24 protein-coding genes are annotated in these 21732 nt (G+C 68.6%); 10 read left to right on the plus strand and 14 right to left on the minus strand.

Translation table 11 applies throughout. The annotated features are described in order from the left end of the window. The first annotated feature begins 52 nt into the window (after positions 1-52). A complete protein-coding gene (locus EV648_RS26895) occupies positions 53-793 on the plus strand; it encodes a hypothetical protein (protein ID WP_132297437.1) in 741 nt (246 codons plus the stop codon). Here the strand turns inward: EV648_RS26895 and EV648_RS44825 are convergent. Continuing rightward, positions 760-1764: a Gfo/Idh/MocA family protein gene (locus EV648_RS44825; protein ID WP_132297440.1), complete on the minus strand. Its 1005-nt coding sequence runs from the start codon at positions 1762-1764 to the stop codon at positions 760-762. The two genes, EV648_RS26895 and EV648_RS44825, sit on opposite strands and share 34 nt — an antisense overlap. Positions 1765-2012: 248 nt before the next feature. Between EV648_RS44825 and EV648_RS26905 the strand changes: the two genes are divergently transcribed. Continuing rightward, positions 2013-3209, plus strand: coding sequence for an AAA family ATPase (locus tag EV648_RS26905; RefSeq protein WP_132297443.1), 1197 nt, complete (start codon positions 2013-2015; stop codon positions 3207-3209). Between the two features lie 6 nt (positions 3210-3215). Here EV648_RS26905 and EV648_RS26910 read toward each other — a convergent pair whose 3' ends face one another. The 6 genes from EV648_RS26910 to EV648_RS26935 all read right to left on the minus strand — a co-directional run bounded on the left by EV648_RS26910 (position 3216) and on the right by EV648_RS26935 (position 6664). Continuing rightward, the gene (locus EV648_RS26910) at positions 3216-4079 is read right to left on the minus strand and encodes a hypothetical protein (protein ID WP_132297446.1); all 864 of its coding nucleotides are present in this window, start codon (positions 4077-4079) and stop codon (positions 3216-3218) included. Positions 4080-4113: 34 nt separating this feature from the next. Further along, a complete protein-coding gene (locus EV648_RS26915; protein WP_132297449.1) occupies positions 4114-4842 on the minus strand; it encodes a phosphatidylcholine/phosphatidylserine synthase in 729 nt (242 codons plus the stop codon). A gap of 299 nt (positions 4843-5141) precedes the next feature. Then, positions 5142-5579 (minus strand): nitroreductase family deazaflavin-dependent oxidoreductase, encoded by a 438-nt coding sequence (locus EV648_RS26920; RefSeq protein ID WP_132297452.1) that lies wholly within the window; start codon positions 5577-5579, stop codon positions 5142-5144. A 10-nt stretch (positions 5580-5589) separates the two neighbouring features. Further along, complete coding sequence (locus EV648_RS26925; RefSeq protein WP_241995627.1) at positions 5590-5955, minus strand: helix-turn-helix transcriptional regulator; 366 nt, start codon at positions 5953-5955, stop codon at positions 5590-5592. 16 nt (positions 5956-5971) lie between these two features. Beyond that, positions 5972-6406 carry an SRPBCC domain-containing protein gene (locus tag EV648_RS26930; RefSeq protein ID WP_132297458.1) on the minus strand — a complete coding sequence of 145 codons (435 nt, stop codon included), beginning with the start codon at positions 6404-6406 and terminating at the stop codon, positions 5972-5974. 63 nt (positions 6407-6469) lie between these two features. After that, complete coding sequence (locus EV648_RS26935) at positions 6470-6664, minus strand: hypothetical protein (RefSeq protein ID WP_132297461.1); 195 nt, start codon at positions 6662-6664, stop codon at positions 6470-6472. A gap of 79 nt (positions 6665-6743) precedes the next feature. Here EV648_RS26935 and EV648_RS26940 point away from each other — a divergent pair, with 79 nt between their 5' ends. From EV648_RS26940 to EV648_RS26950, 3 genes are all read left to right on the plus strand, one after another. Next, entirely contained in the window at positions 6744-7199 is a 456-nt protein-coding gene (locus tag EV648_RS26940; protein WP_132297464.1) for a MarR family winged helix-turn-helix transcriptional regulator, read from the plus strand. 68 nt (positions 7200-7267) lie between these two features. Then, positions 7268-7555, plus strand: coding sequence for a DUF1778 domain-containing protein (locus EV648_RS26945; protein WP_132297467.1), 288 nt, complete (start codon positions 7268-7270; stop codon positions 7553-7555). Further along, positions 7555-7935 carry a PIN domain-containing protein gene (locus tag EV648_RS26950; protein ID WP_132297470.1) on the plus strand — a complete coding sequence of 127 codons (381 nt, stop codon included), beginning with the start codon at positions 7555-7557 and terminating at the stop codon, positions 7933-7935. Before EV648_RS26945 ends, EV648_RS26950 begins: the two co-directional genes overlap by 1 nt. 16 nt (positions 7936-7951) lie before the next feature. Here the strand turns inward: EV648_RS26950 and EV648_RS26955 are convergent, their stop codons facing one another. From EV648_RS26955 to EV648_RS26965, 3 genes are all read right to left on the minus strand, one after another. Beyond that, a complete protein-coding gene (locus tag EV648_RS26955; protein WP_241995628.1) occupies positions 7952-8413 on the minus strand; it encodes a hypothetical protein in 462 nt (153 codons plus the stop codon). Between the two features lie 61 nt (positions 8414-8474). Beyond that, positions 8475-9644 carry a PP2C family protein-serine/threonine phosphatase gene (locus EV648_RS26960; RefSeq protein WP_132297473.1) on the minus strand — a complete coding sequence of 390 codons (1170 nt, stop codon included), beginning with the start codon at positions 9642-9644 and terminating at the stop codon, positions 8475-8477. Positions 9645-9759: 115 nt separating this feature from the next. Beyond that, on the minus strand, positions 9760-10587 hold the full coding sequence (locus EV648_RS26965; RefSeq protein WP_132297476.1) for an Fpg/Nei family DNA glycosylase: 828 nt from the start codon (positions 10585-10587) through the stop codon (positions 9760-9762). A 10-nt stretch (positions 10588-10597) separates the two neighbouring features. Here EV648_RS26965 and EV648_RS26970 point away from each other — a divergent pair, with 10 nt between their 5' ends. Further along, complete coding sequence (locus EV648_RS26970) at positions 10598-10804, plus strand: hypothetical protein (protein ID WP_132297479.1); 207 nt, start codon at positions 10598-10600, stop codon at positions 10802-10804. On the opposite strand, the gene EV648_RS26975 is transcribed toward EV648_RS26970, so the two are convergent. The 3 genes from EV648_RS26975 to EV648_RS26985 all read right to left on the minus strand — a co-directional run bounded on the left by EV648_RS26975 (position 10762) and on the right by EV648_RS26985 (position 12973). After that, complete coding sequence (locus tag EV648_RS26975) at positions 10762-11235, minus strand: ribose-5-phosphate isomerase (protein WP_132297482.1); 474 nt, start codon at positions 11233-11235, stop codon at positions 10762-10764. The two genes, EV648_RS26970 and EV648_RS26975, sit on opposite strands and share 43 nt — an antisense overlap. 22 nt (positions 11236-11257) lie before the next feature. Further along, positions 11258-12265, minus strand: a complete 1008-nt coding sequence (locus EV648_RS26980; protein WP_241995629.1) for a hypothetical protein — start codon at positions 12263-12265, stop codon at positions 11258-11260. 93 nt (positions 12266-12358) lie between these two features. Further along, positions 12359-12973, minus strand: a complete 615-nt coding sequence (locus EV648_RS26985; RefSeq protein ID WP_132297485.1) for a disulfide bond formation protein DsbA — start codon at positions 12971-12973, stop codon at positions 12359-12361. Positions 12974-13134: 161 nt separating this feature from the next. On the opposite strand from EV648_RS26985, the gene pepN reads away from it, so the two are divergent. The 3 genes from pepN (at position 13135) to EV648_RS27000 (ending at position 17181) form a co-directional block, all read left to right on the plus strand. Beyond that, positions 13135-15708 carry an aminopeptidase N gene (gene pepN, locus EV648_RS26990; RefSeq protein WP_132297488.1) on the plus strand — a complete coding sequence of 858 codons (2574 nt, stop codon included), beginning with the start codon at positions 13135-13137 and terminating at the stop codon, positions 15706-15708. Positions 15709-15797: 89 nt separating this feature from the next. Then, a complete protein-coding gene (locus EV648_RS26995; protein ID WP_241995630.1) occupies positions 15798-16235 on the plus strand; it encodes a hypothetical protein in 438 nt (145 codons plus the stop codon). Between the two features lie 229 nt (positions 16236-16464). Beyond that, the gene (locus tag EV648_RS27000; protein WP_206751952.1) at positions 16465-17181 is read left to right on the plus strand and encodes a hypothetical protein; all 717 of its coding nucleotides are present in this window, start codon (positions 16465-16467) and stop codon (positions 17179-17181) included. 65 nt (positions 17182-17246) lie between these two features. Here the strand turns inward: EV648_RS27000 and EV648_RS27005 are convergent, their stop codons facing one another. Next, the gene (locus tag EV648_RS27005) at positions 17247-19556 is read right to left on the minus strand and encodes an Hsp70 family protein (RefSeq protein WP_132297497.1); all 2310 of its coding nucleotides are present in this window, start codon (positions 19554-19556) and stop codon (positions 17247-17249) included. Between the two features lie 49 nt (positions 19557-19605). On the opposite strand from EV648_RS27005, the gene EV648_RS27010 reads away from it, so the two are divergent. Continuing rightward, positions 19606-21657: an NlpC/P60 family protein gene (locus EV648_RS27010; protein WP_132297500.1), complete on the plus strand. Its 2052-nt coding sequence runs from the start codon at positions 19606-19608 to the stop codon at positions 21655-21657. Positions 21658-21732 lie beyond the last annotated feature (75 nt).

Consider the following 21732-nt stretch of genomic DNA (forward strand, 5'->3'; position numbering starts at 1 on the left):
CCTCCCGGCTCGGGGCGGTTTCTGTTGCAGCATCCGGCTCTAGGCTCTCGGCATGCGCACTGCTGAGGAACTGAAGGACAAGTGGCTGGCCGAACTGCCATTGATCATGGCTCGGACCGGCATGTACGGGATCAACGGCGCCCACGTCCAAGACCTCTGCCGGCGACTACTGGACGACCTGTGCTTCCTCGACGAGCGGCATGACGGCTACTGGCGCGATTCGATGGACCGATACGGCAGTCGCGGGGTACAAGGACCGTTCCTGGAGATGTTCGGACGCGACCGCAACTGCACGGCCGAAGTTGCCTCCGTCTTTGCCGAGCATTTCCATCGGCTGGGCTATCTGGCCGTCGACCGAACGCTTGACGAGACGGACTGGCTGATGTTCACCTCCGCGGTTCGCGAGCGCTTCGGAACCACCGACGTACGACGGAGCGAGATCGTTGCGGAGTTCGGCGAGCCGAGTCTGGTCGTGGACAGACGGGTGCTCTGTTATGTGCCCGGCGACTCCAGCGGCTGGGCGTTCGTAGATTGCTGGACGGATTACCAGAGCAGCTACGTCCCGGGCGAAGGCACCTACGAAACGGCACGGGACGACGACCCCTTGGTCAGGGAGTTCCGCTTGCCTGCCGACACCTTCGAGTCGGGACTGCACCTGACACTGTTCGGGAAGGTACTGCGCTGGGGGCCGGGCTGGTGGATCCATCACCCGGACGACACCGTGCCGGCCGAGTCCCAGGCGATCGCGGCCCAACTCCGTCAGATCGAGTCGGACGACCCTTCGCTGCCGTAGGCAGTTGACCGGACACCTTGGTGGAAGGACTCGACTACGTGTTGGATCCGGTGGGCGGTGGGGAAGGTGGCCAGGTCGGGGGTGGGGCTGCCGTGGATGGCTTGGGCGAAGAGGGCTAGGCGGGTGGACTCCGAGGCGGGGGCGGGGAGGTCGAGGGAGGCCCAGGAGTTGCCGTGGGCAACGGATAGGGCGGTCCAGTTGGTGAGGCGGTAGGACTGCTTGGAGCCACGCAGGGTCCACTCGTACGTTGTGGGCCCGGCGGCGCCCGCGATGCCTGTCAGGTGCACTGGGATCTTGCCTGCTCGCAGTAGGCCGCACGCCGTTGTCTCGGATGAGGTGGGGTCGTGATGGTCCACTGCGACGTGGATCGGGTCGAGGGGGCCCAGTAGGCGGTCGGTGAGATAGGCGAAGTGGGAGAAGACCTCGCGGAGGAAGCCGCCCTGCTCACGGCCCGCGAGCCAGGTGGCCTCGGCTTGGAACTTGCGCGGCCACTCGGCGAAGGCGAACCGGATCTCGACCGCCAGTACGTCGCCCGCTCGCCCGTCGGCGATCGCCTGTTCGAGGTACTGCGTGGCCGGCTGGTTCGACAGGGCGAAGTTGACGGCAGTCGCTCGGCCGGAGGCTTGCGCCGCAGCCACCATCGCCTCGCCATCGGCGGCCGACACGGCCAGCGGCTTCTCGCAGAAGACCGCCTGCCCCGCCTCGAAAGCCGGTACTACGAGCGCCGCGTGCGTGGCCGGTGGAGTTGCGACATAGACGGCGTCGACCGAATCTGCGCCGATCACGTCCTCCACCTTCGTACTGAAGCTCACCCCGGACTCCACCGTCTCCCAGGCCGCGGCGACAGCTGCCGGGTTCAGGTCGACGGCGTGGGTGAGCGCGAAGTCGGGATGGGTCACGGCCTCCGCGAGCATCCGGCGGCCCATCGCACCCAGGCCGACGATTCCAAGGCGAATCGGAGCATCAGTCATAGCCCATTCTGAGCCCGCGAGCTCCCACCCGCTCCACTTGATCAACACCCAGCGACCCCCCGCCGGTGAGCGGGCACTCAGTCGTGGATTGTGTGCAGGGGAAACCGATTACCCGCAACGAGAATCCACGAGTGAGCGACCCCTCACCCCGAACCACTGACCCGGGCGCCGGGTTGCCACGGAGGCTGCTGCTTGGCGTCGAAGCAAGTTGCCGCGGCTTGTCGGAGGGCGCGGGTACGTTGGCGGGCATGTTGAGCACGCTCGCCATCGAGAACTACCGGTCCCTCCGGCGGCTGGTGATGCCGCTGGGCCGGGTGAACGTGGTGACCGGCGCCAACGGGACCGGCAAGTCCAGCCTGTACCGCGCGCTCCGCCTGCTGGCCGATGCCTCGCGGAACGGAGCGGTGGCGGCCCTGGCGCGTGAGGGTGGGCTGCCGTCGACCCTGTGGGCCGGACCGGAGAACATCTCCAAGGCGGTCCGTCGAGGTGAGCAGCCGATCCAGGGGACCGTCCGGACCGGTCCGCTCAGTCTGCGGATGGGGTTCGCGTCCGACGACTACGGCTACGCGATGGACTTCGGTCTCCCCCAGCCGACGCTGGGCGAGTTCAGGCGTCCCTCTGCCTTCAACCTCGATCCCGAGATCAAGCGGGAGGTGCTGTGGGCCGGGCCGTTCCTGCGGCCGGCCTCGCTGCTCGTCGAGCGGGGCGGCGGCGGAGTGCGGATCCGCAAGGCCGACGGGAAATGGCACGACGGCGGCCACGTGCTGCAGCCGTTCGACAGCATGCTGAGTGAGTTCGCCGACCCGGAGCGGGCGCCGGAGTTGCTCACCCTTCGGGAGCGGATCCGGTCCTGGCGGTTCTACGACCATCTGCGGACCGACGCCGACGCACCGGCTCGCCAGGTCCAGATCGGCACCCGGACCACGATCCTCGGCCCGGAGGGAGCCGATGTCGCCGCCGCACTGCAGACGATCCGGGAGATCGGCCCGAACGGCGCGCTGGACGAGGCGATCGACCTGGCCTTCCCGGGCAGCAAGCTCGAGATCCGCAACAACGCCGGCCGCTTCGAGATCGCGTTCCAGCAGCACGGACTGCTGCGGCCGCTCTCCGGTGCGGAGTTGTCCGACGGCACCCTGCGGTATCTGCTCTGGGTCGCGGCGCTCCTGACTCCGCGACCGCCCGAACTGCTGGTGCTGAACGAGCCGGAGACGAGTCTGCACCCGGATCTCCTGCCTGCGTTGGCGAATCTCGTCGTCACCGCGGCCAAGGAGACCCAGATCATCATCGTGACCCACTCGCGCCCGTTCCTCGCGGCGCTCCAGGCCGGCTCGGACGAGACCGGCCTCGACCTGCGCAGCGCCGAACTGGTGAAGGAGTTCGGCGCCACCACCATCGAAGGTCAACGCCCTCTGGACGAGCCGCCGTGGAAGTGGCCCAGCCGCTAAGACCGGCTAGTGGTTGGCCTCGGCCGGTTCGGACTCGTCCTTGACGGATTCGAAGCGGACCAGGATCAGCGCGCCGATCGCGGTCACCACGAACCCGGCCACCGCCCCGGCGTACCAACCTTCGCGTACGTCGTCGCCGAGGACCAGTACGCCGACCGCGGCCGGGGTGATCGTCTGCAGGGCGATCATCGGGGTGGTTGCCAGCGTCACCGAACCGCGTTGCAGCGCGAGCGAGTACAGCACGAAGGCGAGTGCTCCGCTGATCGGCAGGGTGTACGCCGTCGGGCTCCTCACGAGTTCACCGAACGAGCCGTCCTCGAGCAAGCGGGCCGAGATGGCGACTCCGGCGTACCCGAGTCCGGCGAGCAGTCCCAGCACGGCCGTGGCGCTCGCGTGCTTCGATCGGCTCGCCAGTCCACCGAGCACGGCGATGCAGACGAGTCCGATGATCAAGCCGACCGTCAGCCCGTGGTGGCGGGCGCTCTCCCCCGCGTCACCGGCCGACACCGCGAGCAGGCCGAGGCCGACGCAGACGCCGACCACCGCCGCCCACTCGATCGCGCTGAGCTGGTCCGCCATCAGCCGGGTCGCGAGCAGCGCGGTGACGACGAGGCTTGCGGCGATCCCGGCCTGGGCCAGGTAGAGGGGCAGCAGCCGCAGTGCGATGAAGTGCAGCCCGAACCCGGCGAGGTTGAGCACCAGGGCGCCGAGGAACGCGGGCTGCCGCAACAGCGCGCCCACGAACCCGACGAGCCGCCGCGGGTCAAGCTCCGACCCGGTCGGCACCTTGCGTGAGCCGACCGCCTGCAGGATCGCGGCGATGCCGAAGAGCACCGCCGCCCCGAGTGCGGCGCCCAGTCCACCTATCACTCAGTCAGCCCTGTCACTCGGTCAATCCTGCCACTCAGGCGACCTTGCGCCGTGGTACCCAGAAAGTGAGGTAGAGGCTGAGCCCGCCGTAGTACACGAGATAGGCGAGCGAGACTCCGACCACGATCGGGTTCGGGTCCGGCATCTGCGCCAGCAACACGGCGTACGCCGCCAGCCAGATCGCGGTGGTCACCAGGTTCATCGACCTGAACGCCTTCGTCCGCGACGGGTAGACGTACTTCACCGGCACGAACACCAGGATCGAGCAGATCAGCAGGATCAGCCCGGTCGCAGTCGGGGCGAGGCCGAGCACCACGACATAGAAGGCGACCACGTTCCAGTAGCTCGGGAAGCCCAGGAAGAAGTGGTCGTCGGTCTTCGCGTCGGTCCGGCAGAACTGGTAGCTGGAGGCAAGCAGCGGCAGTGCCGCCAGAGCCGCGCCGAGGAACCCGTTCGGCAGGTAGTCGCCGGTCCACAGCAGCACGATCGGCGCGAACGCGTAGGTCAGGTAGTCGACGATGTTGTCGAGCATCGCCCCGTCGAACCACGGGATCGTCTCCTTGACCCGGAGCCGGCGGGCGATCATTCCGTCCGTGCCGTCGATCACCAGCGCGGCCAGGCCGAGCCAGAGCGCCCGGACGGCGTCGCCGTCGATGGCGGCGATCACGATCAGCAGCGCGAGCACCGTTCCGCTCGCGGTATAGGCATGCAGTGCAAGTCCGGCCAGACGCAGTCGCGTCGACCCGACGAACGGTTCCTGCACCGCGTCGTGTGTGGTCAGGAGGACTCCCAGAACTCGGTCGACGCCTCGCGTCGGTCTACTGCGGTCAGCGTCTCACAAGGCGGGTGCCAGCCCGGTGACCGCATACCCTTCCGGGGTGGATGTTCTGACGGACCTTGATGGCAAGGCCCGGACCTTCCCCCTGATGAACGCGGGACTCGGGCTGCTGGTGCCCGGGATCCCCTACCGGGCCCTCTGGATCACCGACGGCGTCCTGAAGATCGCCGCCGGCTCCAGCATGGTCTGGCAGTTACTGAACGAGTACCTGCTGAACGTCTGGGTTACTGAACGGGCTCCAGCACGAACTGCGGGATTTTCCGGGTGGTCTTCTTCTGGTACTCGGCGTAGTCCGGGTAGGCAGCCACGGACCGCTTCCACCACAGCTCGTACTCCTCGCCCTCGATCTCGCGGGCGACGTACTCGCCGGTCTCCTCGCCGTCCTGCAACTGCACGGTGGGGTCGGCCTTGAGGTTGTAGTACCAGACCGGGTTCTTCGGGGCGCCGCCGAGCGACGCGACCGCGACGTACACGCCGTCGTGCTCGACACGCATCAGCGGCACCTTGCGGATCTTGCCGGACTTGGCGCCGCGCATGGTCAGCAGCACGACACCCCTTCCGCCGAAACCGGCCACGCTGGTGCTGCCGGTCTCCTCGATCTTCTCCACCGCGTTGCGGACCCATGCGGTCGGACTGGGGGCATATTCGTCTTCGGGAGGCATGTCGCCGAGTCTACCGTTGACGCGTCATCATCTCGTCGTCCTGCGTTTCCGCGTCGACGATCTGCGTTTCCGCCTCGGCGAGCTGCTTGATCACAGCCAGCCGCTGGTCCCACTGCGCCGCGACGTCCTCCATCCACCGGGCGGTCGCGGTCAACGCGTCCGGCCGTAACCCGAACCGGACCTCCCGCCCGCTCCTCAGACTGCCGACGACACCCGCCTCCTTCAGCACCCCCAGATGCTGTACGACGGCCTGCCGGGTGACGGGAAGTTCGCCCGCCAGGGAGGTCGCCGTACGGTCGCCCGCCCGGGCGAGGAGTTCCACCAGCCGGCGGCGGGTCGGGTCTGCCAGGGCGGCCAGGACCTCGCCCGTGGTCACAAGATCTCCCCGGTGATCACAGGTTCCGCGCGACGGCGGCCAGGCCTTCGAGCCCGACGTCCCAGCCGTTGGCGGCATCCTCGGCCTGCTTGGCCCGCACGTCCGCGGGAAGGTCGAGCCGGTCGAAGCCGCTCTCGACCACGCGCAGGCGGGTCCCCTCGCCCTCGGGCGTCAGGGTGAACTCGACCAGGTTGGAGTTGCCCGGCGCGGGATCCACGTCCGGGTCGACCGCATACCTGTAGGCGAACCGGCGGCCGGGCTCCAGCTTCTCCACGAAACCGCGGTACTCACCGTGCTCCTCCCAGCGCATCACCAACTGCCCGCCGGGACGGAGGTCGATGTCGGCACCACCGAACGCGTACCAGGTGGCGAAGTGCTCCGGCCGCGTCAGTGCGGTCCAGACCTGCTCCGGCCGCGCCTCGACGTACACCTCTCGCTCAACGCTGTCCATGCCCCCGGAGTCTGTCAGCTGGGCACCTGATGTGCAAGTACTTGCTTGCACATCAGAGAGGGTCTACAGCCGACCGGCTTCCTTCTCCCGCTTGGCCCGCTGGGCGCGCGCGACCTTGGCGGCCCGCTCGCGCTCCATCCGGCTGCGAGGATCCAGGTGGTCGGGCAGGCTGGCCGGGCCGGCGACGTGCAGCAGCAACCAGGTGAGGCGCCACCTGAAGCGGTACAGCAGACTCAGACCCTCGTTCTTGTTGCTCATCAAGACTCTCCAGACGTTTGGTGTGGCAATAGTTTGTGCACCAATTGATACTCTAGTCAACGCTGACCGAAGGAGAGAAATGCCCGGAACGTCTGAAACTTCTGAAGAGCTCGACCTGCTGGCGCTGGATCGTCAGGTCTGTTTCGCGCTCGCGGTGGCGTCCCGCAGCGTGATCGCGCTGTACCGCCCGCTGCTGGAGCCGATGGGCCTCACCCATCCGCAGTACCTGGTGATGCTCGCGCTGTGGGAGGAATCACCCCTGTCGGTGAAGCAACTGAGCGGCCTGCTCCAGCTCGACCCCGGCACCCTCTCCCCCTTGCTCAAGCGCCTGGAGTCCAGCGGCTACGTGCTCCGCCAGCGAGACCCCCGCGACGAACGCTCCCTCGCCGTCACCCTCACCCCCGCCGGCCAGTCCCTCCGCGCCAAGGCTCTTGCCATCCCCCCAGCCATCATCGACCGCCTGGGCATGTCCCTGACCGAACTGGAAAACCTGCACAAATCCCTCACCCGAGTCATCGCCGCAGCGACAGACTGACCACTCACAGGTCAGGTCTTCGAGTGCAACGGTAGGAATCCATTCCTACCGTCGGATGGTCTGACTGCATGACAGCGCGGAAGTTGTCGATCTCCGTACCGCCAGAGGTCGAGGAGACGATCAAGGCGGCCGCCGCCGAGGAGGGCAAGCCTGTCTCCGCGTGGCTGGCCGAGGCGGCAGTCGAGAAGGCGCAGGCAGCCGCAGCTCACGCCGCAGGCCGTGCCGCGGCCCGCGAGTTGATCACCGAGTACGAAGCCGAGCAGGGACCGTTGCCTGATGAGTCTCGTCAGCGTGCCCGTCAGTTCATGATGGATGCGGGTCTGCTGGACGATGACAACTGGCAGACGGCCGGCTAGTGCGCACCGTCGTCTACGACGCCGGCGCCCTCCTGGCAGCCGAACGACGCAATCCGGACCTGCTCGCACTCCACGACGAACTGACCGCAGCCCACATCCGTCCGCTGGTACCGGTTGTGGTGCTGGCCCAGGCCTGGCGGGGCGGACCCCAACGCCAGATCTCGCGACTGCTCAAGGGGTGCGACATCCTGTCGGACGATCAGCGGGCCGGTCGTGCCGCCGGGGTGGTGTGCAAGGCGGCGGGGACCGCGGACGTCGTCGACGCCATCGTGGTGGTGACCGCCGTGCAGCACCACGCGTCCGTCGTCACCAGCGATCCTGACGACTTGACTCACCTTGCGTCCTCGATCGGGGTCAAGCTTCAACTGTTCACCGTCTAGAGCGAACAGATGCGCCCTACGCGGTGCACTCCTGGAGTTGGGTGGCGGTGGCTATTTTGGCTTCGATCCAGCGGCGGCGGAGGAAGTGGGCCTTCAGGAGGCGATGGACGCCGTCGAGGACGACCAGGCGGCCGCGGTAGGCGACCAGGTGGATGGGGAAGTCCAGGTCAGTGTCCATCACCCGCTGGTAGTGCGGGCGGAAGTTCATCGGGGTGGCGGCGACCTGGTTCGGGGTGACCTTGAAGCGTTCGCCGTTCAGCTGCCACAGCGGCAGGTCGAACATCCAGAGCAGGTCGGCGACCTCGACCGGTTCGACCCGCAGGTCGAGGGCCCATAGCTTGCCGAGCTGCCAGCGCGTCGGCGGGAACACGTCACGCATCGAGTCCGGCGTCATCGCCAGCAGTTCCTCGAACGACACCTCCGGCGCCGTCCGGTCCGCGCCACTCAGATCCGGCTCGCCCAACCCATCGATCGTCACGGACGAGCAGGCTACGCCATCCACAGGCTGACTAAGGCCGCACTCCGCGCGAGGCCCGGTGTCAGAGCCGGAGGAGGGCTGAGCCGCGGCGGCGGAGCTGGGCGGCTCGGTCGGGCGGGCATTCCGGGGTGAGGTCGGCGGGGTGCATCCGGCGGTGGATGATGACGATGGCGGAATCGTCGCCCGGGCCGCCGATCTTCTTCACCAACTCGTCGGCGGCGCCCTTGAAGCCTTTCGCCACCAGGCGTTCGGCGTGACCGGCCAGCCGATCCGTGCCCTGGCCGATGTCGCGCTGCGGCGTCTCGACCATGCCGTCGCTGTAGAGGAAGAGCGCGTCCCCCAGCTTCAGCTGCCCCTTGTTCACCTGGAAGTCGGGCGCTTCCATCAGGCCGAGCAGCGGCCCGTCGGCGTCGCGGGTCTGCCAGCGCCCCGACCACGCGTCGAACTGGATCGCCGGCGGATGCCCAGCGGTCCGTACTTCGAAGTCGCCGCTGGTGAGGTTGACCGCGACGTGCACGACGGTGGCGAAGTCGTCGTCCCAGTCCTGCCTGCGCAGGTAGTGGTTCGCGGCCGGCAGGAACTCCTCGACCGGCACCACCCCGAGCAAGCCGCCGAAGGCACCGGACAGCAGCAGCGCCCGGGTCCCGGCATCGATTCCTTTGCCTGAGACATCGACCAGCGCGACCTCTAGCTCGTCACCGCGGGTCGTCGACACCACGAAGTCGCCGGAGAACTTCGCTCCCCCGGCCGACTGGATCGACTGCTCGGCGAGCCATTCCGCGGGCAGGTCCGGCAGTTCGCCCTGCGCGGTGAGGGTGTCCCGCAGCTCGATCAGCATGGACTCACCCCGGGTGCCCGGCACTCCCAGCCGGCTGCGGACCTTGGCACTGGTGAGCACGATCCAGGCCGCGATCCCCAGGGTCAGGACGAACCCGGTCTTCGGCAGCCCGGCCGCCCGTTCGGACACGACGTACGAGCCCAGCATCAGCGTGATCAGCGTCAGCGCGAGCAGCGGCCGGAACCTCAGCAACAATCCGCCGAGCAACAGAGGTATGACGAAGACGGTAGTGGGTATGAGGGACGGCAGCGCCAACGCGGTGACGCTCAGACCGACCGTGAAAACCAGCAGGCCGACGAAGGCCAGCCGGTGTGATCGGCGCGCGCGACGAAGCGCCGTCTCGACCCGTCGGCCGATCCGTCGCACTACAGCGATGCCAGCGCCGCCACTCATGGTGAGATGAATGTAACGGTCTGGTGCGATCCGCGCATCAAGTTGTCACAACTTGTCCGGTCGGCGAGCAGGATTCGGTGCGATCGTATCTCCTTCGAGACCTGCCGGCACACGATCAGCCCCTTCTGGTCAGCCCGGTGCGCTGGCACTTCGGGCACCAGAAGAGGTTGCGTCCGGCCAGGATCTCGGTCCGGATCACCGAGTTGCAGACGAAGCAGTGCTGGCCTTGCCGGCGGTACACGTAGACCTCGCCACCGTGGTCGTCCCGACGCGGGTCGCGACCCATCGCCTCGGGGGTGTGGTCGTCACCGACGGTGTCGATCCGGCCGGTCTCGACGCCGTACTTCATCAGGTCGAGCAGGTCTTCCCACACGCCCTGCCACTCGCGCTTCTTCACCAGGTGGCCGGGCGTCTTCGGGTGCAGCTTGGCCCGGAACAGCACCTCGGCGCGGTACACGTTGCCGACGCCGCTCAGCACCTCCTGGTCCATCAGCAACTGCCCGATCGGCTGCTTGCTGCGGTGGATCCGCTTCCAGGCCAGGGCCGGATCGGCGTCGTCACGCAACGGGTCCGGGCCGAGCCGGCCGATCAACGTCTCCCGCTCGTCCTCGGTCAGTACCTCGCACACCGTCGCGCCGCGCAGATCGGCGTACGCCGTGGCGTTCTGCAGGCGGAGCCGGACCTGGCCGACGGGTTCGGGGACCGGCGCCTCGCCGAAGTCGACCTTGCCGATCAGGCCCAGGTGGATGTGCAGCCAGCCGGCTCCTTCGAAGTCCGCGAGGAAGTGTTTGCCGTGGGCCTCGGTCCCGCGCAGCACGTGGCCGTTCAGCCGCGCGGCACCCTCGACAAACCGGCCCTGCGGGCTCGAGGCGGTGACGGGCCGGCCACCGAAGGCGTCCCAGACGTCGTTCGCCAGTCTGTGCAGGGTGTGACCTTCGGGCATGATTCCTCTTATGGGTGCGACATCAGGCAAGGGCCGGAGCGGTGGGCCCACTCCGGCCGTCGTGGGGACCGGCCGGTCGATGCGGGCCCGGGATGTCTCGAGACCCCGCACGGCCGAACAGCGCAAGCCTCAGAACAAGCAGAGCAAACAGCAGGACCAGCAGGACCAGCAGGATCAGGACGACGGCAAGGGCGGCAGTTCGCCGGTCTCCTCGTAGCGCGCGAGCATCTCGATCCGCCGGCTGTGCCGCTCCTCGCCCGAGTAGCCGGTGGCCAGGAACGTCTCCACGAACCCGGTCGCCTCCTCCTCGGAGTGCATCCGCGCGCCGACGCTCACCACGTTCGCGTTGTTGTGCTCGCGGCTGAGCTTGGCGATCTCGGTGCTCCAGGCCAGCGCGGCCCGGACCCCCTTCACCTTGTTCGCGGCGATCTGCTCGCCGTTGCCCGACCCCCCGATCACGATGCCGAGGCTGCCCTCGTCCTTGGTCACGGCCTCGGCCGTGCGCAGGCAGAACGGCGGGTAGTCGTCCACCGCGTCGTACACGGCAGGGCCGTGGTCGACGACGTCGTGGCCGGCACCGGTGAGGTGCTGGACCAGGTGGTTCTTCAGTTCGAAGCCGGCATGGTCAGAGCCGATGTGCACTCGCATGGGCCGAAGTCTTCCACTCACTTCAGCAGTCCGGGACGCCGGGGAGCTTGGCGCCGCCCGAGCCGACGTACACGTTGGTGACGTAGCCGCCGTACTTCGGCAGGTACGCCCACCACTCGCTGCTGCGCGGCGGCGCTTCGATGAGCTGGCCCTTCTTCTGACAGGTGACCAGTACGTCGACGCCCGCCGGCAGGGCGCCGAGGATGGCGCCCGAGGTGTTCGGAGCACTCCGCACCCGTACTCCGGAACCCGTGGTGGTCAGCCAGCTACCGGCAGACAACACGCCGCCTGGCACGTTCAGGGTCCGGGTGAGTCGGGTCAGGTCGGTGTACGCCTTCCCGTACGGCGTGCCGTCCGGGTGCAGGGTGAACACGGCAACGATGGTCCGGTCGCCCCTACCGACAGTCCCGGTGGTGTGCAGGGCCTCCCGGGTGAGGTCCACCCCGGCCGCCACGGGCTTGGCGCGATCGGTGCCGAACCCGCTCGAGCCGGTGAACCCGGACCAGCCCTGCTTGATGCTGAAGGCCGGGTCGAACACCGACGCGATCCCGAAGTACTGGTCGAACCCGTCGCTGCCGAAGCGGGTTGCCTGGTGCAAGTTGCCCATCACGAAACCGCGCACCGGCGTCGGCGCCTGGTCCAGCAAGTACCGGTAGATCCGGACCGTGTCGGCCGCCGTGAAGGCGACGTACCCCCAGAAGCCCGGGTGGGTGGCCGGCGGCCCGGCCGTGTAGGTCAGGCCGAGCCGCGGCACCATCCGGTCGACGATGTCGGCACCGCCGAGGTGCTCCCAGTAGTAGCTGGCCGCATCGTCGTCACTGCTGCGCAGCATGACTTCCAGCCGGGCCCGGTCGGCCGCGGGGATGTCGTACTCCGGGCCGCGGTCCCACAGGTAGTCGAGCGCGATCAGCAGCTTCACCACCGAGGCGGACCGGAACTGCAGGTCCGGGTTCAGCACGTCGGTGAACGTGTTCGCCTGCCGGTCGAACACCGCGACGCCGGCCGTGACACAGCCACGCAAAAGCTTCACTCGGGAACCTACTCACCATCCGACGATGTGCTTGGTGAGTAACCTTCGCCGCTGCTGGTCGAACGTTCAACCCTTGTCAGGCTGCTCGAAGGATCAGTCGAAGATCGGGCCGCGGTCGCGGGTGCGCTTGATCTCGAAGAAGCCCTCGGTGCCGGCCACCAGCCGGACTCCGTCCCAGAGCTTGCCCGCCGCCTCGCCCTTCGGGGCCGGCGTGACCACCGGACCGAAGAACGCGGATCCCTCGACCGAGATGACCGGAGTACCGACCTCCATGCCGACCTGGTCCATGCCCCCATGGTGCGACTTCTTCAGGGCGTCGTCGTACCGGTCGGTGGTCGCGGCCTCGATCAGCGAGGCGGGCAGGCCGACCTCGGCGAGCGACTCGGCGATCACCTCGTCGGCGCCGTCGCGGATGCCCCGGCCCTCGACGTGGATGCGCTGACCCATAGCGGTGTACAGCGGCAGCAGCACCTCGTTGCCGTGCGCCTGCTCGGCGGCGATCAGCACCCGGACCGGGCCCCAGGCGTGGACCAGGAAGCTCTTGTATTCGTCGGAGAGTTCGTCTCGGCCGTCGTTCAGGACGGCGAGGCTCATCACGTGCCAGGTGGTGCTGACGTCGCGGACCTTCTCGACCTCGAGCATCCAGCGGGACGTCATCCAGGCCCAGGGGCAGGCCGGGTCGAACCAGAAATCTGCGGGAGCGGTCATATGCACGATCGTACAAAGTGAAACCAACTCGGTCACCCCGGGGCGTGGCGGCGTCACGATCCGGCAACGGCCCCGGGCCGATGGATGCGCTTTCATATCCGTTTCGGAAGTCGCGGGGAAACCCTCGGCAATCGAAGCATCCAGGTGCATAGGATGCCGACATGCCTGGAACCAACCTGACGCGCAACGAAGCGCGTACCCGCGCCGGCCTGATCAGTGACGTCAGCTACGCGATCGAACTCGACCTGACCACGGCCGCGAGCGGAGCCGCGACGTTCGCGTCGACGACCACCCTCGGCTTCAGCGCCGAACCCGGCGCGAGCACCTTCGCCGACCTCATCGCGGCCACCGTCCGCGAGGTCACGCTGAACGGCCGCTCGCTCGACCCGGACACCGTGTACGACGGCGCCCGGATCCAGCTCGAGGATCTCCAGGAGCGCAACGTGCTCCGGGTGGTCGCGGACTGCGTCTACTCGCGCACCGGCGAAGGGCTGCACCGCTCGGTCGACCCGGCCGACAAGGAGACCTACCTCTACACCCAGTTCGAGGTGCCGGACGCGCGCCGCGTGTTCACCACCTTCGAGCAGCCCGACCTCAAGGCACCCTTCACCTTCACCGTCTCCGCGCCCGCCCGCTGGGTGGTCATCTCGAACGCCCCGACCCCCGAGCCCACGCCGTACAAGGGTGAGAACGGCGAGGACCTGGCCCGCTGGGAGTTCGCGCCGACGCAGCCGATCTCGACGTACATCACCGCCGTCGTGTCCGGTCCGTACCACGTGGTCACCGACTCCTACGACGGGCCGAACGGCAGCTACCCGCTGTCCCTGCTCTGCCGGCCGTCGCTGAAGGACGCGCTGGACACCGAGGATCTGTTCGAGGTGACCAAGCAGGGCTTCGAGCTGTTCGAGCGCGCCTTCGGTACGCCGTACCCGTTCGCCAAGTACGACCAGGCCTTCGTGCCGGAGTACAACATGGGCGCGATGGAGAACGCGGGCTGCGTGACGCTGCGGGACGAGTACCTTTTCCGCAGCCGCACCACGCACGCGGAGCTGGAGTCGCGGGCGAACACCGTGCTGCACGAGCTCGCGCACATGTGGTTCGGCGACCTGGTCACGATGACCTGGTGGGACGACCTGTGGCTGAACGAGTCCTTCGCCGAGTGGGCCAGCCACTGGGCCCAGGCGGTCGCGACGACGAAGTACCCCGACGCCTGGACCACCTTCTGCAACGCGCGGAAGAACTGGGCCTACCGGCAGGACCAGCTGCCCTCGACGCACCCGATCGCCGCGGACATGGTCGACTTCCACGCGGTCGAGGTGAACTTCGACGGCATCACCTACGCCAAGGGCGCGTCCACGCTGCGCCAGCTGGTCGCGTTCGTCGGCGAGGACACCTTCATCAGCGCGCTGAAGGAGTACTTCGCCGACCACGCGTTCGGCAACACCGAGCTGACCGACCTGCTCAAGCCGCTGGAGAAGGCGTCCGGGCGCGACCTGGACGACTGGACCGAGCGCTGGCTGCGGACCGCCGGGGTGAACACCCTGCGGACCGACTTCAGCGTCGACGAGGCCGGCGCGTTCACCAACTTCGCGATCGAGCAGACCGCGGCGCCGGCCTTCCCGACGCTGCGGCCGCACCGGCTCGCGGTCGGCCTGTACCGCAGGACCGACGACGGCCTGGTCCGGACCGAGCGGTTCGAGGTGGACGTCGACGGTCCGCGCACCGAGCTCGCCGAACTGGTCGGCGCTACCCAGCCCGATCTGGTGCTGCTGAACGACGACGACCTCACCTACGCCAAGATCCGGCTGGACGAGCGGTCCCGCGAGACGCTGGTCGACTCGATCGACCAGCTGAAGGACTCGCTGGCCCGGGCGCTGGCCTGGGGCGCGGCGTGGGACATGACCCGCGACGCCGAGATGCCCGCCAGCCAGTACGTCGGGATCGTGCTGAAGGGCATCCGTGCCGAGACCGACCTGACGGCGGTCCGCGCGCTGCTCGGGCAGGCCACCTCTGCGATCAACAGCTACGCGGCGCCGGAGAATCGCGCCGAGCTGCGCACGTCGTACGAGCGGACCCTGGCCGAGCTGCTCGCCGACGCCGAGTCGGGCAGCGACCACCAGCTCGCCTTCGCCCGGGCGTACATCGCCGGCGTCTTCTCCGACGCGGGCGCAGACCGGCTGGCCGGCTGGCTCGACGGCAACGACCTGCCACCTGGCCTGGTGGTCGACACCGACCTGCGCTGGACGCTGATCGTGGCGCTGGCGCGGCTGGGCCGGGTCGACGCGGACGCGATCGAGGACGAGCTCACCCACGACACCACCATCACCGGGCAGGAGCGGGCCGCCCAGGCGCGCGCGGCCCGGCCGACCGCCGAGGCGAAGGCCGACGCCTGGCGGATCGCGGTGGAGTCCGAGGACACCCCGAACGAGACGCAGTTCCGCACCATCCTGGGCTTCCAGCAGCCGGGCCAGGAGGAGCTGCTCCGCCCGTACGTCGGCAAGTACCTGAGCGCGGCCAAGGACGTCTACACCCGGCTCGGGTCCTCGATGGGCGAGAACGTGCTGGTCTACCTCTCCCCGCGCAACCTGCCCGAGGCCGCCACCCTGGAGGCTCTGACCGGCTGGCTCGACACCGAGGCGGAGTCGGTCGACGCCCCGACCCTCCGGTACGTCGGGGAGGCGCGCGCCGATCTCGAGCGGGCCCTGGAGGCACAGCGGCGCGACGCGGTCGGCTGATGGGTTCGGATCCCTCGTTAGCGGGCCGGTCCGCGGTGGCACTGACGGGACTGGCCGAGGCCTATCGACCTCGGCCGGTCACACCGTTGATGCCCTGGCGGTTCCCCGGCCGGTTGGTGAAGCCGTACGTGATCACCGCACGAGGACGATCCTGGGACGACCAGATGGTGGGGGTGGCGCGGGTCGCCGCCGCCCGCCAGCTGGAGTTCGACGACGCGATGGGCGCGCTCGGCCTGGCCGTGGTGATCCTGCACCTCGGTGACGACGGGATCTACCTGGTCGTGCAGAGCTGGGCGAAGGACTTCCAGTCGCGGCTGAGCATCTTCAGCGGCATCGACGTGGACGACCTCCGCCCGGCGCCGACCGGAGTCGCGCCGTGCGTCTGGGAGCTGGAGGTGCTCAGCCACGAGCGGGCGGCGTACGTGAACCACATCCTGAACGCCGAGGTCGACGTCGAGTCCTGGCTCGACGACTGTCTCGACACCCGGCCGACGCCCCGGACGGACGGCGTTCCGTCCGGAACATAATCCGGCCGGCGCCTAATTCGGCCGACGCCCAATTCAGAACGTGTCGTCGCGAATGCTCGCAGTGATATTCAAACGGCTGCTTGGCAGCGGATAGTCGCAGAGCGCCTCCGGTGCGCAATCAATTGTTTCACAAGGGATTCCCGTCACCTGAACAGTGCTCACTTTATTGCCGGATCGGCTTATGCTGACCGCGATATCCGCTCAGAGGACTTTGGGGAGGGCCTTTGTCGTGACACCCGTTGATCACCGGAGAGCACCCAACCGGGCCTCGCACGCAAGCCGGCCCGAGCACGGTCCCGCAGGACGCGCCGAGGGTCGCGCGGAGGGTCGCGCGGCTGCCCGGGCGGCGCGGAAGAAATCGAACCGGTCCCACAGCGCGGTCGGAGCCGCGATCGTCGCGGGTGCCGCGATGGTCGCGACTTTTGTTTTCATCATCACCAACGGCACGTCCCCGTCCCCATCGGCCGACGAGAGCCAGCCACCCCTGCCCGCGGCCTCGGCCCCCGTCTCGGCGCCGCCGAAGCAGAGCGCGAAGCCGGCGCCGGCGGCCAGCACCGCCAAGGCCGACCGGAATCCGCCGGCGACCGTGAAGTCCGCGGCCTCGCCGAACACCGGCGCGGAGTCGCCCGTCTTCAAGCGCGGCCAATGGATCGCCGTTCTCGACACCTACCCGACCGACGCCGGTCTGGAGGCGGACAAGCTGGCCAAGAACCTCGCGGCCAGGCTGATCGCCAAAGGCGTCCCGGCCAAGGCCTTGTGGGCGAAGGGACAGTACCCGGGGCTGGCGAGCAGCAGCGGAGTAGCGGTCAGCGATGCCTGGGTCGTCTACCTCGGCCCCAGCTCGACGTCCGAGGGTGCTCTCGACCTCTGCCTGGCACCGAAGACCCAGCAGGCCTACACGAACGCCGCCTGCCCGACCTACGAACCCGCCAGCTCACTCGGCTGATCCGTCGCACCGGATCCATCGCACTGGGGTCGGCCGCATCGGAGGTCCGCCGCGTCGGGTACGCCTCAGCGGGTCGTCCAGGCCGGTGCGTTCTGGTTGCCCGGGCTGCTGGACCAGATCGGCCTAGGGTCGCCCTTGCCGCTCGCTGCCGTGACGTAGATGCCGGTCCCGGCGCCGACGTTGCGCTTGAAGGCGAGCTGGTCCCCCGCCGGCGACCAGGTCGGATCCTGATCAAGCGTGCTGCCGTCGGTCACCTGACATTGCTTGCCGCCACCTAGTTCGTTGGGCCGGACCAGCCCCGCACAGGCAACATCTGCCCCATTCGCGTTCACCAGCAGGATCGCCCACGAGTTCGCCGTGATCGCGTGCCGGTAGGCGACGAGTCCGGGCGCGGTAGGCGACCAGACCGGATCGGCATCGGCGCCGGACGTCACCTGGACCGGCTTGCTCTTGCCGTCCGTCGCCACCACGTACGTCCCGAAGCCGGGAATCCGCTGGGCCTGGAAGGCGACCCGCCTGCCGTCCGGGGAGATGGCGGGATCGCTGACACCGACGCCTTCTCCGCTGGCGGTGAAAAGGGTGCGGAGGACTTTGCCGTCGGTGTTGACCAGGTACAACCCGGTGGTCTTGCCCGCGAAGCAGGCCAAGACGAGCTGCGTCGGGTCCTTGGCGTTCCAGGCCGGCCGGGTGATGCCATCCGCGCACTGGGTGGGCAGCTTCTGGAACAACGGCCGCGCTCCGCTGCCGTCCGTCCCGGAGACCCACGGGATGCCCTTGCCCGGCGCCGTCGCGTGCATGTAGATCATCGACCGCCGATCGGGCGACAGCGCGGGCCCGGAGTCGGTCCCCGGCCCGTTGCTGAGCTTGGTCCGCTTGTCGGGGTCCGTCGCATCAGCGAGATACAGCCGCTCGCCGTCCGGGGTCTTCAAGGGGATGACCAGCTCGGAGGCGCTCAGTGGAACCGGCGCGACCGGCAGAACCTTCAGCGCGGGCGGTGCCGTGGCCGGAGCCGAGGTCGCCGTCGAGCTCGCCGGAGCCGATTTGGACGGTGGCGGCTGGCCCCCGCTCGTCGCGGCGGCACCGGAGGGATCGCCGGTGAGCAGTTGCACTCCCACCACGGCTCCGATCGCGAGCAGTGCCAGGCCCCCAGCCAGCACGCCGATGCGGCGCTTGGCCTGGGCCGACAGCGGCTGCCTGGTCGGCTTCGGGAGCACGCCGGGCGCGGTACCGGCTGCTGCGCCGTTCGTCGAGGCGAGTGCTGCCAGCGGCTCGGTGGTTGCTTCGACGACGTCCGAGAACTGCACCGCGCCCATGGCGATGTCGTGCTTGGGGTGGGTGTCCAGCGCCGTCGGCGTGGCGAAGCGGGACTGCAGCAGGTGGCTGACCAGCGGGATCCGTGAGCTACCGCCGACCAGGACGATCGCGGTCAACTGCTCAGCCGTCGTCCCGGCTGTGCGCAGAGCCCGGCCGGTCGCCTCGACGGTCTGCTCGAGCGCGGGAGCGATCAAGGTCTCCAGCTCCGCACGGGTGAGGCGCACCGACGTACTGCGGCCCGGCAGCGTCACCGGGATCATCGTGTCCACGTCGACCGACAACGCTTCCTTGGCCTCGACGCAATCGCGGCGCAGCCTGGTGAGCGCGGCCCGGCCTTCCGGGGTGTCGAGATCGAGCTGCTCCAGCGCCGGGCCGAGCGCGCCGACGACGTGCTGGAAGACGGCTTCGTCGAAGTCGACCCCACCGAGCTGCTCGATGCCTTCGGGGTTGCCGAGGATGGTGAATCCGGTACCGGTCTTCTCCAGCACACACACGTCGAAGGTGCCGCCGCCGAGGTCGTAGACGGCCACCCGGTCGCCGGGTTGAAGGTGCGCCTGCGCGGCGTACTGGATGGCGGCGGCCTGCGGCTCGGGGCAGGTCACGGTGGGCCCGACGTCGGCGAGCGAGATCACCTGGTCGACCAGGTCGCGTTTGTACGCGCCCCAGTTGGCCGGGTAGGTCAGGACGATCTCGTCCGGCGCCGCGCCCCGGCGCTCGGTGGCGGTCGCGACCACCGACGCCAGCAGCCGGGCCGACAGCGCCTGCGCGGAGAACGGCGAACCGGCGACCATCAGCGGGATGGGGTCACCGATCCGTCGCTTGAACTCCCGGACCACCCGGGACGGGTCGGTGGCGCCGCGGCGCTCGGCGGCTTCGCCGACCAGGAACTGGCCGTCCTCCTGCAGGTAGAGCACGGACGGGATCTGCAGCGCGCGATTACCGAGTCCGAGCATGCTCGGCGGACCGCCGTTGCGTACCGCGGCGGCGGTGAAAGTCGTCCCCAGATCCACGCCCAGCCGATAGCCCATTCCCCACCCCGGATAGCCCGACGGTTCACTCATCGTAGGGCAAGTACTTACACTCGAGGCAGGATCGGAACAGGGGGTTCTGATGGCCAAACTGTCGATCGGGGAGATCTACAACGCCGCTCTGTCCGCGGGGTTCACTCCGCAGCAGGCGACGACGTGGACCGCTATCGCCATGGCCGAATCGGGTGGCCGGACCGGCGCGCTCAACGATCGGGGCGAGCACTCGATGGGCCTGTGGCAGATCAACGTCGCCTCCGACGGCAGCCGCGGCACGAAGTACGGCGATCTGAACGACCCGCTGAACAACGCCAGGGCGGCGTACGACATCTCCCACCACGGCAAGGACATGCGGCCGTGGACGACCACCCACGATTCCAACAAGGGCACCGCGGCCGACTACCGCACCTACCTGGACAAGGTGGAAGCCGTCACCGGTGTGCAGGGCGACGGTCGTGGCGTGGGCGGCTACGGCTCCCAACTGCCTCCGCCCCTGCCGTCCTCGAACGAGTCGCTGCAGCCGGCCGGGATGGTTGCCGCGTCGTACGACCGGATCGATGCCGGACAGACGGTCGGGATGCAACTGGACACCGACCGCGACGGTCTGACGGACGCGTTCGAGCGGGCCGCCGGGACCGGATTGAAGCTGGCCGACACGGACCACGACGGGCTGGCCGACGGGTACGAGATCGCCGTCAGCCATTCGAATCCGAAGCTGGCCGACAGCGACCTGGATAGCCTGTCGGACAGCACCGAGGCGACGCTCGGCAGCGATCCGCTGAAATGGGACAGCGACAACGACGGGCTGTCGGACCAGATCGAGGTGCAGTACGGATCGGATCCGCAGCACGCGGACAGCGGTGACGGGGTGATCCCCGGGACGCAGCCTGCCGGTACGACGCAGACCGTTGCCATGCAACCCGTAGTACAGACGGTTGCCACCCAGCCCGTAGTACAGACTCTGCAGGCTGCTGGTACGCCGTCGGCGGGAGCCGGTGGGAACACCAAGGTGGAGCGGTTCGTCGACGAAGCGCTGGCACAGAAGGGCGATCAGTACGTCTTCGGGGTCCGCGCCAAACTGGACGATCCGGATCCGGAGAAGTTCGACTGCTCCGAGCTGACCAAGTGGGCCGCGCACCAGGCCGGGGTGGAGATCCCCGACGGCGCGATGTACCAGTACCTGGATCTGAAGAAGCAGGACGCGCTGATCCCGGTCGACCAAGCGATGCACACCAAGGGTGCGCTGCTGTTCTACTTCTCGAACGAGCCCACTCCGGGTGGCGGCCGGCCGTCGAGGGCGCACGTCGCGATCAGCCTCGGCGACGGGCGGACGATCGAGGCCAAGGGCACGAAGTACGGCGTGGGCGAGTTCACCGCGCACAACCGGTTCAACTACGCCGGGGTGATCCCCGGGCTGGACTCGTCGCCGGCACCACCGACGAACCCGGCAGGCACCTCGATGCCGGTCGCGACCGTCGCCGCGACCAACCACTACGACCAGATCGACCTCGGTACGGCGATGGCTGCTCCCCCGGACACCGACAAAGACGGCCTCACGGATGCCTTCGAGAAGCTCGCCGGGACCGATCCGGCCTCGGCCGACACGGACAAGGACGGGTTGCCGGACGCGTTCGAGGCGATCAAGTCGCACACCGACCCACTGGTCGCGGACACCGACAAGGACGGACTGTCCGATCCGTTCGAGATCTCGTCGGGCAGCGATCCCGGCAAGATCCCGGGCGTCGCCGGAGTGGGCGGCCAGGGCCAGTTCGCCGAGGTGATCCGGGGCGGTGTGGTGGACACCGACCACGACGGGCTGACGGACACGTACGAGACCAAGGCGGGCCTCAACCCGAAGAGCATGGACACCGACCTCGACGGTCTGTCCGACAACACGGAACTGTCGCTGGGGACGAAGCCGACGATGCTCGACTCGGACGGCGACGGCCTCGGTGACGCGCTCGAGGTGCAGTTCGGTTCCGATCCGCTGAAGAGCGGTCTGGGCGGCGAACTCGGCGCCGGTGCGGGCGACGGAGTGGGCGGCACGGCGGCCGGGCTGGACGGCCTGGATCAAGGGGTCGGCGGAATCGATGGGCCTGATGGGCTGGGCGGGACCCCCGATGGTGCTCCACACTGAATCCTGACGTCTGTCACGCCGGGGGGCTTGCAGTGGGTTCAGTGGTGTTCAGGGAGAAGGTCCGTCGACCGGAGC

The sequence above is a fragment of the Kribbella sp. VKM Ac-2568 genome (assembly GCF_004345365.1).
Taxonomy (GTDB): domain Bacteria; phylum Actinomycetota; class Actinomycetes; order Propionibacteriales; family Kribbellaceae; genus Kribbella; species Kribbella orskensis.

Coding starts and splice junctions, on each gene's coding strand:
- EV648_RS26895 (WP_132297437.1), top strand. CDS start 53: ATGCGCACTGCTGAGGAACTGAAGGACAAGTGGCTGGCCGAACTGCCA.
- EV648_RS26970 (WP_132297479.1), top strand. CDS start 10,598: ATGGGTGCGACATCAGGCAAGGGCCGGAGCGGTGGGCCCACTCCGGCC.
- EV648_RS27005 (WP_132297497.1), bottom strand. CDS start 19,556: ATGAGTGAACCGTCGGGCTATCCGGGGTGGGGAATGGGCTATCGGCTG.
- EV648_RS26940 (WP_132297464.1), top strand. CDS start 6,744: ATGCCCGGAACGTCTGAAACTTCTGAAGAGCTCGACCTGCTGGCGCTG.
- EV648_RS26935 (WP_132297461.1), bottom strand. CDS start 6,664: ATGAGCAACAAGAACGAGGGTCTGAGTCTGCTGTACCGCTTCAGGTGG.
- EV648_RS26995 (WP_241995630.1), top strand. CDS start 15,798: ATGCCCTGGCGGTTCCCCGGCCGGTTGGTGAAGCCGTACGTGATCACC.
- EV648_RS26945 (WP_132297467.1), top strand. CDS start 7,268: ATGACAGCGCGGAAGTTGTCGATCTCCGTACCGCCAGAGGTCGAGGAG.
- pepN (WP_132297488.1), top strand. CDS start 13,135: ATGCCTGGAACCAACCTGACGCGCAACGAAGCGCGTACCCGCGCCGGC.
- EV648_RS26930 (WP_132297458.1), bottom strand. CDS start 6,406: ATGGACAGCGTTGAGCGAGAGGTGTACGTCGAGGCGCGGCCGGAGCAG.
- EV648_RS26920 (WP_132297452.1), bottom strand. CDS start 5,579: ATGCCTCCCGAAGACGAATATGCCCCCAGTCCGACCGCATGGGTCCGC.
- EV648_RS44825 (WP_132297440.1), bottom strand. CDS start 1,764: ATGACTGATGCTCCGATTCGCCTTGGAATCGTCGGCCTGGGTGCGATG.
- EV648_RS26960 (WP_132297473.1), bottom strand. CDS start 9,644: ATGAGTGGCGGCGCTGGCATCGCTGTAGTGCGACGGATCGGCCGACGG.
- EV648_RS26975 (WP_132297482.1), bottom strand. CDS start 11,235: ATGCGAGTGCACATCGGCTCTGACCATGCCGGCTTCGAACTGAAGAAC.
- EV648_RS26965 (WP_132297476.1), bottom strand. CDS start 10,587: ATGCCCGAAGGTCACACCCTGCACAGACTGGCGAACGACGTCTGGGAC.
- EV648_RS26985 (WP_132297485.1), bottom strand. CDS start 12,973: ATGACCGCTCCCGCAGATTTCTGGTTCGACCCGGCCTGCCCCTGGGCC.
- EV648_RS27010 (WP_132297500.1), top strand. CDS start 19,606: ATGGCCAAACTGTCGATCGGGGAGATCTACAACGCCGCTCTGTCCGCG.
- EV648_RS26905 (WP_132297443.1), top strand. CDS start 2,013: ATGTTGAGCACGCTCGCCATCGAGAACTACCGGTCCCTCCGGCGGCTG.